General features: G+C 63.9%; 14 protein-coding genes and 1 pseudogene. 1 reads left to right on the top strand and 14 read right to left on the bottom strand.

All coding sequences use genetic code 11. The features are described 5' to 3' along the window. Positions 1–745: 745 nt before the first annotated feature. Positions 746–952, bottom strand: a complete 207-nt coding sequence (locus S58_RS37235; protein WP_015664037.1) for a hypothetical protein — start codon at positions 950–952, stop codon at positions 746–748. A gap of 748 nt (positions 953–1,700) precedes the next feature. On the opposite strand from S58_RS37235, the pseudogene S58_RS04415 reads away from it, so the two are divergent. Then, positions 1,701–2,093: pseudogene (locus tag S58_RS04415) on the top strand (NAD-dependent epimerase/dehydratase family protein); the annotation flags it as partial. A gap of 633 nt (positions 2,094–2,726) precedes the next feature. On the opposite strand, the gene S58_RS04410 reads toward S58_RS04415, so the two are convergent. From S58_RS04410 to S58_RS37230, 13 genes are all read right to left on the bottom strand, one after another. Further along, entirely contained in the window at positions 2,727–3,506 is a 780-nt protein-coding gene (locus tag S58_RS04410) for a type II secretion system minor pseudopilin (RefSeq protein WP_015664034.1), read from the bottom strand. A gap of 279 nt (positions 3,507–3,785) precedes the next feature. Further along, on the bottom strand, positions 3,786–4,304 hold the full coding sequence (locus S58_RS04405; RefSeq protein WP_042338718.1) for a hypothetical protein: 519 nt from the start codon (positions 4,302–4,304) through the stop codon (positions 3,786–3,788). Continuing rightward, positions 4,301–4,870, bottom strand: coding sequence for a type II secretion system protein GspM (gene gspM, locus S58_RS04400; protein WP_015664032.1), 570 nt, complete (start codon positions 4,868–4,870; stop codon positions 4,301–4,303). Before gspM ends, S58_RS04405 begins: the two co-directional genes overlap by 4 nt. Further along, the gene (locus tag S58_RS04395) at positions 4,867–5,982 is read right to left on the bottom strand and encodes a PilN domain-containing protein (RefSeq protein ID WP_244440702.1); all 1,116 of its coding nucleotides are present in this window, start codon (positions 5,980–5,982) and stop codon (positions 4,867–4,869) included. Before S58_RS04395 ends, gspM begins: the two co-directional genes overlap by 4 nt. A gap of 43 nt (positions 5,983–6,025) precedes the next feature. Next, on the bottom strand, positions 6,026–7,816 hold the full coding sequence (locus S58_RS04390; protein WP_244440701.1) for a GspE/PulE family protein: 1,791 nt from the start codon (positions 7,814–7,816) through the stop codon (positions 6,026–6,028). Then, positions 7,813–8,640: a type II secretion system minor pseudopilin gene (locus tag S58_RS04385; RefSeq protein WP_015664029.1), complete on the bottom strand. Its 828-nt coding sequence runs from the start codon at positions 8,638–8,640 to the stop codon at positions 7,813–7,815. Before S58_RS04385 ends, S58_RS04390 begins: the two co-directional genes overlap by 4 nt. 8 nt (positions 8,641–8,648) lie before the next feature. Further along, positions 8,649–9,299 (bottom strand): prepilin-type N-terminal cleavage/methylation domain-containing protein, encoded by a 651-nt coding sequence (locus S58_RS04380; protein WP_015664028.1) that lies wholly within the window; start codon positions 9,297–9,299, stop codon positions 8,649–8,651. A 33-nt stretch (positions 9,300–9,332) separates the two neighbouring features. Next, positions 9,333–9,761 (bottom strand): type IV pilus modification PilV family protein, encoded by a 429-nt coding sequence (locus tag S58_RS04375; RefSeq protein WP_015664027.1) that lies wholly within the window; start codon positions 9,759–9,761, stop codon positions 9,333–9,335. Beyond that, positions 9,758–10,261 (bottom strand): type II secretion system major pseudopilin GspG, encoded by a 504-nt coding sequence (gspG, locus tag S58_RS04370; RefSeq protein ID WP_015664026.1) that lies wholly within the window; start codon positions 10,259–10,261, stop codon positions 9,758–9,760. Before gspG ends, S58_RS04375 begins: the two co-directional genes overlap by 4 nt. Before the next feature lie 15 nt (positions 10,262–10,276). After that, positions 10,277–10,747: a GspH/FimT family pseudopilin gene (locus tag S58_RS04365; protein ID WP_015664025.1), complete on the bottom strand. Its 471-nt coding sequence runs from the start codon at positions 10,745–10,747 to the stop codon at positions 10,277–10,279. Further along, positions 10,744–11,964, bottom strand: a complete 1,221-nt coding sequence (locus S58_RS04360; RefSeq protein ID WP_015664024.1) for a type II secretion system F family protein — start codon at positions 11,962–11,964, stop codon at positions 10,744–10,746. The genes S58_RS04365 and S58_RS04360 overlap by 4 nt, the downstream gene beginning before the upstream one ends. After that, positions 11,964–14,225, bottom strand: coding sequence for a type II secretion system secretin GspD (gspD, locus tag S58_RS04355; RefSeq protein WP_015664023.1), 2,262 nt, complete (start codon positions 14,223–14,225; stop codon positions 11,964–11,966). Before gspD ends, S58_RS04360 begins: the two co-directional genes overlap by 1 nt. Before the next feature lie 479 nt (positions 14,226–14,704). After that, complete coding sequence (locus S58_RS37230) at positions 14,705–15,364, bottom strand: hypothetical protein (protein WP_144058240.1); 660 nt, start codon at positions 15,362–15,364, stop codon at positions 14,705–14,707. Between the last annotated feature and the right edge of the window lie 32 nt (positions 15,365–15,396).

Raw genomic sequence — 15,396 nt, 5'->3', positions numbered from 1 at the left:
GCGCCCGCCACTGGAGCAGTGGAGTGCTTGCTGCATGGCGCTTTGGTCGCAGGCAGATCCGCTTGGGCTCGTCGCCGGGCCGAGCCTCTATGTTTACGCAGGCGGAAATCCGGTCGGATACACAAACCCGACAGGCGAGTGCCCGTGGTGCATCGGCGCGGCGATCGGCTTTAGCTTCGATTTGGCAATGCAGCTCTCAACCAATGGGTTCAACCTCCGTTGCATCGACAAGACACAACTATTGGCTTCTACAGCTCTTGGCGCACTCGGTGGCGGACTCGGGGGCCGCGGCCTGACTTCTTACCTCCGGAGTCTGTCGAACAGTACAAAGCGTGATATAGGGGAGACGTTATCAGTTATCGAGAACCGGCTTCGTGGAAGCAGACTCGTGGATACCCAGTCTAGAATCGCCGGGCGCCAAAATCTTACAACGGTTGTCGATAGCACGTGGGACTCGTTTTTCGGCAGACGCTACTATGTCGAATCGAAATTTGGAACCTCTGGTCTCACCGGACCGCAGCGCGGGCGCTTGGAGATGCTTACCGGGTCGAACGGTGGGACTATGGATTTTTTGAACGGATGGGAGCCTATCCTGGCGGCTTAGCCGGCAGCGCTGCTGGGATGCAGGCCAACGGAGGAACCTGCTCATGCCGATGATGTTGATACTGCTTAGCGGCTAGATCGATAGCTCATGACGGAGAATGCTAGACGTGCGCTGAGACGGGTCATTCAATTGAGACTAGTCTCAGCGTTTGAGCAGCGAGGATTCCGGACGATCCCGCTTACGGGCAGTGATGCGCGGAGCCGGGAGATTCGTTCCGCATTCCCATTTGGGAGACTCCGGCGCGAAGGCATGCGAGGATTTCAGATCGTCGAAATTCAGCTCGACAAGCGCGGCCGCCCCGCGTTTCGCCTCAACCTTGGCGTCGTCCCTCAAGAGGGGATTGTCCATGCGTCAGGACGCATTCCTGCGGAGGACGTATGGGTCCAGTATCTCGAACAATACTTCCAGGTGTATCGCCGCCCATTCTTCCGGCACTGGTTCGATGCGCGGAGGTGGTTGGGTTCGGCGCCAACGGAGGCGGATATCGAAGCGACTGTCGATGAGGCAGTGACCTTGATGCCCGAAATCGAGGAGGTGTTCGTCAGTGGAACTTGTGGTCCGCACGTAAGATGCGTGGGAGGCTAGCCGCGACCATGGTCCAATGCCTGCATCAACGCGCCGTCCAGCGAGCCGAGCACCTTTGGCGATGCCGCAGGATCTAATCAGGACGGATCAGTGTGAGACCGCCTAGAGATCTACACAAAGTACGCGGCAGAGCGAACGCCGTCAAAGCATCGGGCGGCAAGGTTGTGCAATCCGAGACGAAGGCTGGCGAACCAACAGTGGGTTACCCGATACCGGCAAAGTTGAACTAGACGCACGCGTAAAGGTCGAGACGGCCGTCGGCAACACGACGAGACTCGTCGCCAGCTCCCCCGTTGCGTCTTTGGTCTTGAGCATCGCAGCGAAAAGGCCGAGCAAATCCGTAGAGCGTCAAGGATGGTCGGTGTTGAGCGACGTCCGTAGGCGCTTCGCCTCGTACGTGTCGAGCAGCGCCATCGATCTAATGTCCCTGACAACGCCCGGGAGCTTCCAGCCGAGATTTACGGCGATCGCAGATCATGGGATTTAGCCGACCCCATCCATCGGCGCAAACGCGGCGCTGACCCGCCGCTTCCATGAGGCCAAGCTCGCGGATGCGCCGGAGGTCGTGGTCTGGGGCACCGGCACGCCGCGGCGCGAGTTCCTCTATGCCGACGACATGGCGGATGCCTGCGTGCACCTAATGAAGACCTATTCGGACACCGCGCTGGTCAACATCGGCACTGGCGAGGATATCACCATTGCCGACTTCGCCCGCGTGGTTGCCACCGTAGTAGGCTTCAAGGGTAGCATCAGCTTTGAGCGGTCACGGCCGGATGGCACACCACGCAAGCTTCTCGAAGTCTCCCGCCTGACGGAGCTTGGCTGGCGCGCGACGACTTCCCTGGAAGTAGGAGTCGGGCTCGCCTATCAGGCATTCTGCGCGAAGCGACGACGCAGTCGTTAGTCACTATTGGCAAGGCGAGACCACCAAAGGCCATTCGGCGCTGGATCTCGTTGAAGCTGCCGTAAGCCTCGATCTCAGCAACGATGTCAAGACCCCAATAGTGCCGCGAATAATCCGGATTCTCGGCCTCGATGAAGTGCTCGGCTGCCATGAGAGCCTCACACTCCTCCGTCCGACGGTTGTTTTTGATAACGGCGAGCACCCCGTTCTGCGACAAGACGCGGCGCACTTCACGAGAAAGCGTGGCCTATCCGTGAAGTGCCTGCGCCACCGTGGCTAGCTAGCCTCCCGGTTGCCAGCCGCATCTCTCGATAGCCGGTCCTAATCGAACATTTGCTGCGGCAACAATACGTAGCACCTTGCCACCACGCGGACTGAGCCGCCCGATGTCTCCGTGACATTTGCGGGCCTCGTCTTCGTCGCTCAAATGTAAGCGCGGCTCTGCGGCCCTACTGACTGGCGCTTGACGCCTATTTGGTCCGCGGGGTACGACGCCGCGGCGTCCCGCTTTCGCACAAGGCGTTGACAGCTGCGTCGAGCGTCTTCCGGTCGACAGTTGACGTCCTCGCCAAGCTCGCCGCCAGGAGGGTGTTCCACAGACTCTACGTCTCTGACAGAGCGCTGGTCGCGAGCTTACGTCATCTTCCAGCTGAGAAGAAAATAGGGATGTACCGGATTGTCCGTCATTCGAATAACAGCTCGATATCGAGAAACCTGGCCTGACTTTGCGACTTCGATACGGATCATGAAGGCGCGACCGCGCAAGGATGACGTTGGCTCTTCGTTTGCGCCGATCGGGAATGGAGGCGGGCGATCCGAGGCTGTCCCCTGCTTACTGATCATCTCGGGCATCGCCGCCAGAGCTTCAGGTGCGGCACGTCGTGGGTCAACGAACTGGCTTCCGGAATACACGGTCACGGCTGGTTCGATCCGCTGGAAGAGAGCAGGCGTCATGTCCATTACGAGAAGAAGCTCGTCGACGCTCTGAAACGGACCGTTGCGCGGCAGGTGGGGACTATTCGCCGCGCGATAGTTGAACTCCTTGGCGTCATTAAGATGCTTCAATTCGCTCGCGGTTCGCCAGTCCACGATCTTGTCTGCAAGCCCACTTGCCGCATCGGCGTTTAGCCCCACCGACCGCAGCAAACTGGCAAGCAAGGCAGGGTCGGCCTGGTTGATGTCGATCTTGCCGAGCTCGTCCTGGATCACGATCCGGATCTCGGCTTCGCCAAAGTGGAGCAGGTGAATCTCGCCTACACCTGGCCGCAAGAGGCGGTCAGATTTTTGATCAAACAATCCCGACACGGCGTAGTCCAGCGCCCCGTCTGCAGTCGCACTCAGAATCGCAAGTTCACAATCGTTGCGGGCGAGGCGGTACGACACCTCGCTGCCCCAGAGCAGCGACAGTGACAACGTTGTCAATAATCCTCGGATCCACAGGACCGCTATGACTGGCATTTCTGATCTCTGGGACTGCCATGGTCCGAAGATCGCTCGGCGGACGACGGTTTCGAGAAGACATGTAAGAGACCTAGCTCATATGAGAGCACCGAGAAGCCGAGCCAAGCAGGAACGAACAATTCGCGCTCCTCCTCTACGAGCGGCTGTCTGCGGATTGGCCCTTGATCTTTCGTCTGTGCGAACAAGGCTATTCTACTCCGGCTCAAGGGGCCGCAGCGCGGCCTGTATTCTTCAATTCTTGGGGTAGAGCTGCAATTCGATCGCGCGCCCCGCCTGCTCGATCCGAACACCTGACGCGTCGATCGACGTCACCCGCCAGCCCTGAAAGGTCTCGTTTTCGTTGATCCAGGAGCCTGCGCCCCCGCCAACCTTGCTGAGCAGATAGGCCTTGCTCGTGCCGCCGTTGATCATGACACCGCCGACCAGGAGGCCCGGGTCAGTGGCCACCGGGGGCGGAGCGGCCACCGGCATCGGCGGTGGCGGCGCGGGTGGGGGCGGAACGAACGGCTCGCGCGACTTCTGGAACACCGGATGGGCCAGGATCTCGGCATATGTCTGCAGCGGCTGCCGTCCAGCCACGCCCGCCATGGTCCGGGGCACCGGCGCTTCCCAAGCCGCGCGGCGGGCGCCGGGCGCTTCTCCGCCTCCGACCGACGTCGCGAGCCAGGCGCCGAGCACTAGATCAAGACCCGCCAGGAGCGCCAGAACTCCGGCAAGCGGCGTCACCCGCCATCGCACGAGGCTCCTCATTGCACCGCACCGTAGATGTCGAGCTGCGCCTGAAGCACTGGCTCCTCGGCCGTTCCCGGGCGCATCGCAGGCGCGCTCTTCAGCACCGCATTGGCAATGAACAAATATGGCCTCGCGCTTTCGACCGCGTGGACCGCACGCATGACGGCGGACAACGGCCCGGACAGATCGATCCGCGCGCCGCTGTACTTGATCTGATCGACGGTCCGGCCCGGCAGCGATTGAATCGCGCGGGACTGGGCGCCGGCATTGCCCATGATCGTCTTCAGCTTCGTCTGTAGGTCGGCGGCGATCACGTTCTCATTCGCACCCGTCAGAAACTCCCCGTTCTGGAGCTGCGACTCGGTTTCGGAGGCAAGGCCCTCGATGGGCGATGCCTGGGCTGCGATCGCGCTCAACCGTGCCAGCAGCGCCTGCTGTTGCTGGATCCGTGCCTCCCGCTCGGCGAACATCGCCGCGATCGGCGCCACGAAGCCCCAGAACAGCAGCGCAAGAAGCGCGAGGTTGACGACGATGAAAAGGCCGCGGCGTCCGAGCGCATCCCTGCGCTTCGTCCATTCGCTCATGGCGCCACCTCCTTGATGGCATCGGGCACACGAATCCTGGCCTGCAATGAAAAGCGTTCCCGGTTCTCGATCGTATCCATCGCGACCGGCGACGTCAGGGCAGCGTCCACGAACAGTCTCGAGCCACCGAGCGTGTTGATCAGGCTCGGCGCCGCGGCCGAGAATCCGGTCATCGTGACCGTTGCGCTCCGCGGGTTCGCTCCCTCCACGAGCCGCAATTCGGTCAGCCAGGAATGCTTCGGCAGAATGCGCGAGGCTTCATCCCAGACGTCGATCAATCCCGGCACTTCGCTGCGCTGCAGACGAAGGCGCGACAGCGCCGTCCGCCGCTCCCGCAATTGATCCACCAGGACGCGAACGCGCTCGGCGCCCTTGCGGGCCACAACGATCTCGGCATCGAGCCGAGCGAGCGTGGCCTGTTGCCGGGCGAAGGTCAGGACCGCGATGCTGGACCCAAGAAGCACGGCGAGCGCGCCGAGCACTGCGATCGCAACGGTGGAGGTCTTGCGGGCAGCCGCAGGACGCGCCAGTCGGATCGACGGCGAGGTTTGATCGTCGCCGAACACGACAAAGTCGATGTGCGCGACGGCAAGCCCGAGCTGATCTGCGGCCTGCTGCACGTGATGGCGCCGCGTGACCCATTGCCGAACCGCGATCCGACCGTCAGGCGATGTGGCGGTCAAGTGGTCGCAATAGATGTCCTCCGCCTTGAACGGCGTCCGGCGCAACAGGTTCTGCGGCACGATCGTATCGATCGCGCCCTTCGCCTCGGGTGGAAGCATGAGCTCGCGGCGAAAAACACTCTCTTCCGGCAGACGCAAGCCCAGATCCACGTCGCGCCGATCCAGACCATGACGCTGCAGGATGGATGCGATCGCCGCCGTCACCTCACCTGCATGGGTCGTTTCACCAGCCTGCACTCCCGATCGGGGATCGTTCAACTGAAGCCGGATCCCCGTGTCGTCGCGATCGACCAGAAGTCTCGGCCGGCCGGCCGGCGCCAGCGCGGCCACGAACCGTTGCGGCAGCAGATCGACCGCTTCCCTGCACCACCAGGCGGCCGCCGATTGCGCCCAGTCGCGCGGACGCGCCGCACGAACCGTGGCCAGCAACGCGCCTCTATCCTTGCTCTCATGCATCGCCCGTCCCGCCGCCCTATCCCATGCGCGTCGCGCGCAGAACTTCGTCGATCGTGGTCTCGCCGCGCCAGACCTTCCGGACTCCGGTCTCGTACATGCTCTGCATGCCCTGCTCGCGGGCGGCGCGCTCGATCGCAGTGTCCGACGCCTTGGCCAGGATCAGACTCTGACATGCCTCGTCGACGACCAGCATCTCCGCGATGGTCGAACGTCCGGAGAAGCCGGCATTGCCGCAATCGGAGCAGCCTTGCGGCTGGCGAATGTCTGGCTGCCCCAACGCACGGAGTCCGGTCACGGACCGCTCGAAGCTCTCCGCCCAATAGCTCGCCTGCGGATGACCATGGGAACAACGGGAACAGAGCCTGCGTACCAAACGCTGCGCAATCACGCCCTTCAGCGTCGAGGCCAGCAGATAGTTCTCGACGCCGATGTCGATCAGCCGCGTGATCGCAGACGCCGCATCGTTGGTGTGGAGCGTCGAGAGCACGAGGTGACCGGTCAGCGAGGCCTGGATGGCGATGCGCGCCGTCTCGAGATCGCGGATTTCACCGATCATGATGATATCCGGATCCTGCCGGAGCATCGAGCGCAGCGCGTGAGGAAACGTCAGCCCGATCTCCGACTGGACCTGCACCTGATTGATCCCCGGCATCTGATATTCGATCGGGTCCTCCACCGAGAAGATCTTGCGCTCGGTGCTGTTGAGCGTCTTCAGCGCCGTATACAGCGTCGTGGTCTTGCCGCTGCCGGTCGGTCCTGTGACCAGGATGATCCCATTGGGCTGCTGCAGCAGGGCCTGGAGCATCGCGATATGCTCACTGGAAAATCCGAGCTCGACAAAATCGAGGCTGATGCGATTGCGGTCGAGCACGCGCAGCACGACGCTTTCGCCGAAGGCCGTGGGGATCGTGGAGACGCGGAAGTCGATGTCGATGCCGCGGACCGCGATCTTGATGCGCCCGTCCTGCGGCAGGCGCCGCTCCGCAATGTCGAGCTTCGACATGATCTTCACGCGGGAGGTGATCGCGGCACGCAGGTCCGCCGCGAGCACCTGGACCGAGCGCAAGGCGCCGTCGATGCGATAGCGGACGAGCACCTGGTCCACATTGGGCTCGATATGGATGTCCGACGCCCTCGCCTCGACGGCACTGGTAATGATCTGGTTGACGAGGCGGATGATCGGCGCCTCGCTCGCAAGATCGCGCAGCCGCTGCACGTCGGCTTCGTTGGCCTCGGCGCCGCCGGTGGCGCGGGTCTCGTCGCTGCGCGACATGGCGGGATAGAGCCCCGCGCAGGCCTTGTCGAAATCCGCCGCCGTGAACAGCCGCATGTCGACCGAAAGACCCGTGAGGAATGCAAGGGCCCGGATCGGATCGTGGTTGAACGGATCGGTCACGCCGACGGCAAGCCGGCCATCGCTGCAGCCGAGCGGCAGCACATGATTGTGACGCACGAACTCCGCTTCGACCAGTTCGGGCAACACAGGGTCGATCGGAATCTGATCCGGACGCACCAGATCGAGTGCCAGGAATTTCGCCAACGCCGCGACCAGACCGGCCTCCGACACCAGACCGAGCTTGGTCAGCACGGTGTCGAGCCTGTCTCCGGTGGTTTGCGCCGCGCGTCCGGCACGGTCGAGGCTCATACGATCGACAATGCCTTCCTCGCGCAGGAAGTCGCCAAAACTCTGCAACAGCGCGGTCCTGTCCATGTCTTGCATGGACCGGTGCGGCAGCGCGCGCGGCTGCTCGATGTCTGCGACGAAGGCCTCGTCCCGCTGCATTGCAGGAATTGCGTGTCCCGTCATCGCGTCCCCCAGCTCAGCACCCAATAGGGCTGCTGCGGATTCTCCGTCAGGCGCACCGCGACCTCGCCTGCGACCACGCGTGACGCGTAGGCAAACTCGGTCCGGATCGTGAAGGCGCGGCCACGCAGCACCGTCATCGGGTTGCCTTCGGCGAGGCCAGATCTGGCGCCGTCGCGCGCGGCCACCGTCGCTTCGGCACTCTGCGCGGTCACGCCGGGCAGCGCGCGCAGCACCTCGCGCGGCGCCAGTTGCGGATCGACGAACTGCCGGCCCGAATGGACCGTGAGCGCCGGCGCGATCCGGGCAAAGATCGAAGGTGTCATGTCCATGACCAGGAGCAGCTCATCGACGCTCTGGAACGGACCGTTACGCGGATGATAGGCGGCGTTGCGCGACGTGTAGTCCCGGTCCTTGGCGCCGTTCAGGTGCTTCAGGGACGTTGCGGTTCGCCAATCCACGATCTTGTCGGTCAGGTCAGCGGCGGCCCGCGCGTCCAGCCCTGCTGATAGCAGCAGGCTGTTCAGCATTGCCTCATCGGTCTGGTTGAGGTCGACCCGTCCGAGCTCGTCCTGAATCCTGATGCCGATCCGCGTCCCGTTGAAATCGAGCGTGTAGAGACGGCCGTCGGCGCGCCAGCGGCGGTCCGCCCTGGCATCGAGCAGACCGTCGATGGCGGCGTTCACGCCGGCCTCGACGAGCGCACCGAGAGCGGCCTGATCGACGCCGTTACGGGCAAGGCCATAGGACACGCTGCTCGACCATGACAGCGACAGTGCAATCGCCGTCAGTAGCGCCACCCCCCAGAGAACCGACAGCACCGGCATGTCGCCCCCTATCGCCCGCGACAGCGCATCGTGAGCGCGTCGTAGACGCAGGCCACATCGGCCTGCACCCGCGGCGCGATTACGAGCTCCGGCCAGTGACGGGCATCGTCGGGACGCATCAGGACCCGCAGCCGGATCAGGCCGGGAGCCTCGCTCTGATCCTTCCAGCTTGTGCTCCAGGCCGCATTGGCGTCTCCCGTTGCTCTTGCCGCATAGCTGAGCTCGATCCGATCGATGTCGGACACCAGCAGCGTCCGCTCGGTGTCCTGCTTCGCCGCCAGTTCGGGTCGGGACTGCAGAACGAGATCGACCCCGTCACGCCTGCGGTCGGCGAACAGCTTGAAGCGGAAGCGGCCGGCCCCACCGGACACGGCCGGCGCGTCGCTGAGGAACTCGAGGCTCTCGGACTGGCCGTCGATATCGATGCGCCGCTGCGCCGCGCCTTCGCCCAGCATCATCGGATAGAGATTGCCGATCAGCCGCCGCAGTACGTCCTGCGCCGCGAGCTCGCGCTGGAACGACTCCGCGCGGGCGCTGCCGCTGCGCCAGGCCTGCACGCCGAATTTGAGATTGTCGAACAGCAGAACGGCGAGCAGGCTGAACAACGCCAGCGCAACGAGAACCTCGACCAGGGTGAAGCCTGCGTCGCGATCATCCATCCCGCTTGCTTTCGGCGACGTCATCGGTCTGGCTCACTGCGACTTGGAGACTCTGGGCCCGAGGCGAAGCGTCGAGAGCGCATAGGAGCGCGGGTCCTGCCCTTCCAGCCAGCCGACCTGGACCGAGATCTGATACAGCTCGACCGGGCGTGCATCGCTGTTTGGCGCCGGCCGATAGGGCTGCATCGCAAGGCGCCACCGATAGCCGTTCGCCTCGGCACCATCGCGCGTCTCGGTGCGCAGCGGAATCGAATTGCCGACCTGGGCCATGAGCGACTGCGCCAGCGCAACGGCACCAGCCACGCGTTCGGCCATGCCCGTTCGTGACAGTCCGGTCGAGAACAGGCTCATCACCAAAGCGAGGCCGACCGACAGCATGGCCAGTGCGACGAGGATCTCCACCAGCGTGAAGCCGGCGTCGTCGCCGTCCGCGTGCTTCACCTCTGCCGTGGCGGGAGTCACGGCTGCCAGCTCGTCACATTGGCCGTGGCCGAGGTCTCGTCCTCACGTCCCTCGGGCCCGAGCGAGACGATGTCGTAGGTGCCGTGCTGCCCCGGGAATCTGTAGACATAAGGCCGTCCCCACGGATCGTTCGGGACCAGGGTGCCGCTGAGATAGGGTCCGTTCCAGGTGGTCGCGGTGGCCGGCTTCTGCACCAGCGCACCGAGCCCTTCGGCTGCGGTCGGGTAGCGGCCGTTGTCAAGGTGATAGAGGTCGAGCGCCGAGGACAGGCTGCGGATCTGGATCCGCGCCGTCTTGAGCTTGGAGTCGGAGAGATAGCTCAGCACGCGCGGGCCGACGAGACCCATGATCAGGCCGATGATGGTGATGACGACCAGCATCTCGACCAAGGTGAAGCCTGCCTCGCCATCGCGGCCTCTGCGTAAACGAAGCCGGAATTGCCCGCGCCACGCGGCCACGCGCAGCTTCACGACATCAAGACATTCCATCCATCCCAGCATGATCGTCCCCTCCCCTCAACACGTCGCGGCGGTCCGCACCGTCCCTGTCAGCCATTCGACACAGAGCCTGACATGATGCCCGTTCAACTCCAGGCTCAGATCGCCGCCGGTCGACGAGCCGTCCGGAAAGAACCGGAAACCGCCCACGGCAGCGCCCACGCGCGTCGCGGCGGCATAGGTCAGCTTCGCCTGGATGTCCGGCGCGAAGGTGCGCGGCCGGACGACGTCCGAGCTGAAGGTCCGGCGGTCGACGTCGATGGTCAAGGTCATCACGCGGTTCTGTACGATCGCAGCCGAGCGCGTCGCGCGCAGCGCCGACGCAATCTCGCCTGTCGCCGCATCGAGGCTCACCGTGCCGGCGCCGCGGGATAGCAAAGGGACAGCGGCGGATACCGTCAGCGCCAGGATGACGAGCACGGCAAGCATCTCGACCAGCGTGAAGCCGGCGCTCGCCTCGTCCCGCCCCACTGCCGCCCGCGCGCTCATCGCCCCACCAGATCATTGATGCTGAGGACGGCGTTCATCACCGGCATGATCAGCGCACCGATGATCAATGCGATGCCGACTGTCATCGCCGGCGTCAACGCCGCCATGAAGCGATCGACGCTGGTCTGCAGCTGCTTCTCCAGCATCTGCGCCACGCGCAGCAGCATGCGGTCGAGCTTGCCAGCCTCCTCGCCGACCGCGATCATCTGCAGCGCCACGGCCGGCAAGGCGACCTCGTTGCGTAGCGCGCGGTGCAACGCTGTGCCCTGCTGGATCCGCTCGATCGCCTGTTCCATGCCGGCGCGGAGATGACGGTTGTCGACGACGTCGCTCGCCGATTTCGTCGCCGCGATCAACGGCACGCCGGCCATCAGCATCGTACCGAGCGTGCGGGCGAAGCGCGCGGTGTCCTGCTGCAGAAGGAAGCCGCCGAGCAGCGGCAGCCGCAGCGCGAGCCGGTCGAGACGCCGGCGGCGGCCGGGATCGGCCAGCACGAATGCGACGACCGTCCCCCCAGCCACGATGGTGGCAACGCCGCCGACCACGATCTCGAGCCAATGCGCCTTCAAGGCCAGCATCAGCTGGATGGTCAATGGCAGCGGCTTGCCGCTCTGGGTGAAGATCGGGGCCATCGACGGGATCACGCCGCCAACGATGATCGCGAGCGTTGCGAGGCTCAGCACGATCAGCATCGCGGGATAGATCAGCGCCGACTGGATGCGCGCACGGATCTCCGCCCGCCGCTCCAGGAGCTCGGCAAGCTCGGTCAGCACCTGCGCCAGCCGCCCGCCGCTCTCGCCGGCGCGCACGACAGCGACATAGTCGGCCGGGAAGATGCGCGGCTGCGCCTGCATCGCCTCCGACAACGGGCGGCCATTGAGGACATCGGCGAGCAGTGCCTCGACCAGGGCGCGCAGCCGTGCTGCCGAGGCCTGTGTCTGCACGATGCGCAAGGCGTCGTCCATTGGAATGTCGGCCGCGCAGAGCGTGGCGAACTCGCGCGTGAAGGCCAAAAGGTCCGCGCGCGCCGCGCCGTTGCCGAGCGTTATCTCGCGGTTCCACCATGCCGTGCCGGCGCTATCGGCGGCCTGCATCTGGAACGGCGACAACCCCTGCGCCCACAGAGTCGCGCTCGCCGCATCCGCGGACGCAGCCTCGATCGTCCCCTCCGCGAAGGAGCCGTCGGTGCCGTAGGCGCGGTAGCGGAAGCGCGGCATCAGTCGAGAATCCTGCGTCCGGTGTCCTCGACCCGCCGCCGCGCCGGCTGCCGGCGATGCGGACCCTCGATCGCCATGAAGTGGCGGTACTCCTCGGTCACGCTGCGCGCCTCGTCGAGGCTGCGCATCACGTGCGGCCGGATCAGGATGATCAGCTCGGTCTTGCCGATGACGTTGTCGCGACTACCGGCGAAATTGCCGATAAATGGGATGTCGCCAATGATCGGCAGCTGGCTGCGGCCGGTGGTGCGGCCCTCCTGGATCAGCCCGCCCAGCACCAGCGCATCGCTGTCGTTGACGACCACCGAGGTCCTGATCTTGCGCTGCCGGATGGTCGGCGAATCGATGTTCGAGGACGTGGTCGGCGCCACGCTCGACACCTCCTGCTCGATGTCGAGCAGCACGCGTCCGCTCTCGTTGATGCGCGGCGTGATCGACAGGATCACGCCGGTGTCCTTGTAGCTCACCGAATTGACGATCGGCGCGCCCGTGGTCAGGGTCGAGGTCGCCGACTGTGTCGTGATCGGAACCTGGTCGCCGATCTGCAGCACCGCCGCCTTGTTGTCCATGACCGCCAGCGACGGCGAGGAGACGATGTTGACGTTGGTGATCTGGTTCAGCGTGTCGATCGTGGCGGCGATATTGGCCGCGGTCAACGCATAGGAGAAGCCGGGAAAGACCGAGCTGACGGCGCCGGAGGCGGCTTCCGTCAGGGTGAATTTCGAGCTGTGCTTCTGCATGTACCATTGCACGCCGAAACGCAGATCGTCGTTCAACGTGACCTCGGCGATGGTCGCCTCGATCAGCACCTGGTTCGGCATCTGGTCGAGCCGCTCGATCACCTGCAGCACGCGCTTGTAGTCGGCGTTGGCTGCCTCGATCAGGATCGCGTTCTTGGCCTCGTCGGCGACGATCCGGAGCCGCGGCCCGTCGGCATCGCCCTCGCGGCCGGAGGGCGCGGGCGCTGCCGCCGCCGGCGTGACGCTGGGCGCGGACGTGGTCGGCGCCGGGGTCCGCATTCCCCCCATGCCGCCGCCGGAGGAGCCGAGGCCTCCGGTGAATCCCGATGACGATGACCCGGAGAACCCGCCGCCCGACGATGCCGGCTGCGACTGCACCGCCGCCTCCTGATAGTTCGGCGCCACCGTGCGCCGCCCGGATGTCGCTGTCTGGGTGTCCGTCGGGAACATCGACTGCAGCACGTCGACCAGTTCCTGGGCGCGCCGGTTCTGCACGGCGTAGGTGAAGAGCTGCTTCTCGGACCCTTGCGCCTGCGCGTCGAGCTTGCGGATCCAGCTCTCCGCGCGGCGCAGATACTGGACCTGCGGCGAGATCACCAGGATCGAGCGCAGCCGCTTGTTGGGGACGAACTGCACCATGCCGGCCATCGGCCCGTCGCGATCGGAGGCGAACACGCTTTTCAGTTCGGTTGCGATCGCGTCGGGCGCCGAGGTCTTGACCGGGATCAGCGCGAACGACATGCCCTTCATGGTGTCGACGTCGAACAGCGCGATCGCATCCATCATCGCCGCGATCTCCTGGCGATTGCCGGACAGCGTGATCAAATTGCGCGCATCATCGACCCGCACCACCCCGCCCCGCGGCGCGATCGGCTCGACGACGCGCCGGATCTCGGAGGCCGAGACATATTTCAGCTGCACCACCTGCAGCCCGTTGCCGACCATCTCGCCGCCATCAGCCACGTCGTCCGTGCGATACGCCGACGACACCGCCGTCTGGTCCGCCGCCACGATGCGATAGATGCCACGATTGTTGACGACAGCCGCATTGTTGGCCCGCAGCGCCGCCTGGAACAGATCAATCACAGCCGACCGCGCCACCGGCTTCGGCGTCTGGATTGTGATCCGCCCCTCGATCCCCGGATCAACCGTGTACTTGACCCCGAGAATATCCCCCAGCACGGTCTTCGCCGCCTGCGGCGCCGGCACGCCGACGAGATTGATGGTGACGCCGTCGGCGGCATCCTCGGATGCGCGCGACACCGCCCCGGTTGGCGGCTCGCCGACGAAGCGCCCGGTGCCTTCCACCATGGTCACCGGCCCGCCTTTGTTGTCGTCGAGCAATGGCGAGCCAGACAACTTGCCCGCACGCACGCTCCCCGCCGACGACCGCATCGCCGCCTGCGCCTGAACAGCTGATCCGGCCTCTGGACTGCTTGCGCTCCAAGCGAACGACGACGTGCCCTCCTCCATGGTCTGGCACGCCGACAACGCCAGCGCCAGCGCCACGGGAAGCGCCATCAACCAAATTCTGCGACCCCCGTCGCGCAACGCAATCACCCCGACCCCACGCAGTTGAGCTGCAGAACAACTAACAACTGCAGTTTAGGAGGTTTTGACCGCGAGAGATATTGATTGCGCAACGTCCCGACGAGTCATACACACCCTTTGATGCAACACTTGGCGACAGCGGACAATCTACAATTTTTACGTGCACCGCACCGAACTATCGGAAGGTGGGTCTCGTCATGAATTTTCTGAACCTCAACGAAGCTTCCTGTGAAGCAGCCAGCCGGATCGGGAGCGATGTCCACAACGATGCAACCGTCTTGCGCCGCGCCGCCGTAGTTTCCGGCATTTCGACTCCGCCCGTCGCTTCCGCACGACACGGGACGCTCGCGAGGTTCACCTCATGCGGGGCACCTGAGCTTGAAGCTCACTGGCTAATTATATGCACTGTCACCATAACCCCCGGTAACCCCCGGTAACCCCCGGCGACTCTATCGCGGAGCTATCTTCCATCCGCTTGCATCACGCACTATTAATACCTCCTGCAACGCGTCCGGTTTTTTTCCTCCATATTTCGTCTTAGTCTCAATCAGAAACGCATCTTCGGATATCCATCGGATGAGCCGATATGAGACGTAAATCCCATCTGAGTTCGGAGATCCTGTCCAGACCTTAGCGAACCGATCTCCATTTTTTTGCCAAACCTCAACTGCAAACCCTACTTCTGGATCATTTTCCAGAAAGACAACTAACGACCTGCCGTCGGAGGAATAGCTTGGAATTCCTCTTACTATCGTCTCCACGCCAGACACTTCATTCACTACAATCGCCTCTAGTCCCTCGTAGTACTGCTTCGCTATTATATACGAAGAGCGCGTCTTGGCATGAACAACCAAGCTATATCGAATGCATTTTGTTTCCTCCGCAGGTCTACTGCATGCAAGACGGTCTGAATATACTTTCGTTTTACCCGAGCGCAGGGTAACGATCAGCCGACCTCCTATTCGCTGCGCTTCACCTTTTGCGAGCGCTCTAGGCTCCATTACCCTCAAACTTGATGAGGATTCCTCACTAGCAACGCGAGCATCTCCCAACATTTTGTCCTCGTCGCTTGAATTTGCCTGCGCGGAACGAGCGGCGTTCACCAGCATCAGGAAGCTGCAGACGACTAGACTCCATTTTT

Origin of the sequence: Bradyrhizobium oligotrophicum S58 (assembly GCF_000344805.1) — a bacterium.
Classification (GTDB): Bacteria; Pseudomonadota; Alphaproteobacteria; order Rhizobiales; family Xanthobacteraceae; genus Bradyrhizobium; species Bradyrhizobium oligotrophicum.
This window is presented reverse-complemented; position numbering and strand designations above follow the sequence as displayed.